2 protein-coding genes and 1 pseudogene are annotated in these 1,490 nt (G+C 66.2%); all 3 read right to left on the reverse strand.

Annotation, left to right across the window (positions count from 1 at the left end):
• Positions 1 to 232: pseudogene (locus tag EN781_RS32370) on the reverse strand (dimethyl sulfoxide reductase anchor subunit); the annotation flags it as partial.
• A gap of 10 nt (positions 233 to 242) precedes the next feature.
• Positions 243 to 977 (reverse strand): 4Fe-4S dicluster domain-containing protein, encoded by a 735-nt coding sequence (locus EN781_RS32375; protein ID WP_126056619.1) that lies wholly within the window; start codon positions 975 to 977, stop codon positions 243 to 245.
• On the reverse strand, positions 974 to 1,490 hold a 517-nt coding region (locus EN781_RS32380; RefSeq protein ID WP_281034415.1), incomplete at its 5' end, for a molybdopterin dinucleotide binding domain-containing protein. The genes EN781_RS32380 and EN781_RS32375, both read right to left, overlap by 4 nt.

Below are 1,490 nucleotides of genomic sequence, written 5' to 3' on the forward strand. Positions count from 1 at the left end.
AACTGCGCCACTGCGAGAAGGCGCGCCAGGCTCGTTCAGGCCGCCCGAGATGGCCGGTCGATGACAGAAGGCCGGCCGCGATCAGGCCGAGCGCCAGTCCCATGCCGACGAGCCCGAGCCAGAAGTCGGGTTCGACAAAGCCCAGCCCGCCGAGCACGCCAAGCAGCGCCAGCAGGCCGTAGCCGGCGCCTGTGGCAGTGGTGAAGAAGACGACGGAGAAAGCGGGATGCATGGCCGGGATGCTAGTTCGAAAGCATGCGGTCGATCCAGCCGAGGAAGCCGCCTTCGGCCCGCACCGGCTCTAGCGCCGGCGCCGGCACCCTGGCGGCGCGTCCCGTATGGGCGCGCGGCGGCAGATACTTGTTGGTCGGGCGATAGCCGAGTTCCGGCATCAGGTCGACGCCGCCGCGCGCCGTCACCAGCTGCGATACGGCTGACGCCGGATCGCCGAGATCGCCGAAATGGCGGGCGCTGGTCGGGCAGGCCGCCACGCAGGCCGGCACGCGATCCTCCTCGGCCAGATTGTCGTTGTAGATGCGGTCGACGCAGAGCGTGCATTTCTTCATCACGCCGACTTGCGTGTCGAACTCGCGCGCGCCGTAGGGGCAGGCCCAGCTGCACAGTTTGCATCCGATGCATTTGTCCTCGTCGACCAGCACGATGCCGTCCGACGCCCGCTTGTAGGAGGCGCCGGTCGGGCACACGGTGACGCAGGCAGGCGTCTCGCAATGCAGGCAGGAACGCGGGAAGTTCACCGTGCGCCCGCCCATCTCGGTCGTGTGCTCATAAGCGTGCACGCGGTTGAACCAGACGCCGTCGACATGCCCGCCATAGGGATCGATATCGGTCAGTGGCGCCATATGGCCGCCGGTGTTCCATTCCTTGCAAGCGGTGACGCAGGCTTGGCAGCCGACGCAGGTGTCGAGGTCGATCACCAGGCCGAGCTTCTTGTCGGTTTGCGCGGGAAGGCAGGTCATTCGGCGGCTTCCCTGTTCGTGCGGAACTCGGCGCCGAACTGAAGCATGTCAGGCGAGGGGTGGGAGTGTGGCGGCTCTCTGAACCGCTCGAATTGCGGCTCGGTGAAGCCCGCTTCTTGCGACGCGCATTTGACGATCCGAACCCGCACGTCGAACCATGCCGCCTGTCCCGTCACAGGGTCGGAGTTCGAATAGCGCTTGCCATTGGCGTCCGCCGCGGTCTGGTCGCCGATGATGTGGTTGAGCAGGAAGCCGCGATTGCTCTCCGCCGCATCGTGCTTCAGCCCCCAGCTGCCGCGCCGCTTGCCGATGGCGTTCCATGTCCACACCGTGTCGGGGTTGACGCCGTCGATCAGCTTGATCTGTCCCTTCACCCGGCCGTTGACGCTCTCGATCCACACCCAGTCGTCATCTGCCAGCCCGAGATTGGCGGCCGTCTTTGCATGCACGAACAGCCGGTTCTGGCTGGTGATCTGCCTCAGCCACGCATTCTGCGAGCCCCAGGAATGGTAC

It is taken from the genome of Mesorhizobium sp. M4A.F.Ca.ET.090.04.2.1 (assembly GCF_003999085.1).
Classification (GTDB): Bacteria; Pseudomonadota; Alphaproteobacteria; order Rhizobiales; family Rhizobiaceae; genus Mesorhizobium.

Excerpts from the sequence above, each read along its gene's own strand:
- EN781_RS32375 (WP_126056619.1), bottom strand. The coding sequence starts at position 977 with ATGACCTGCCTTCCCGCGCAAACCGACAAGAAGCTCGGCCTGGTGATC.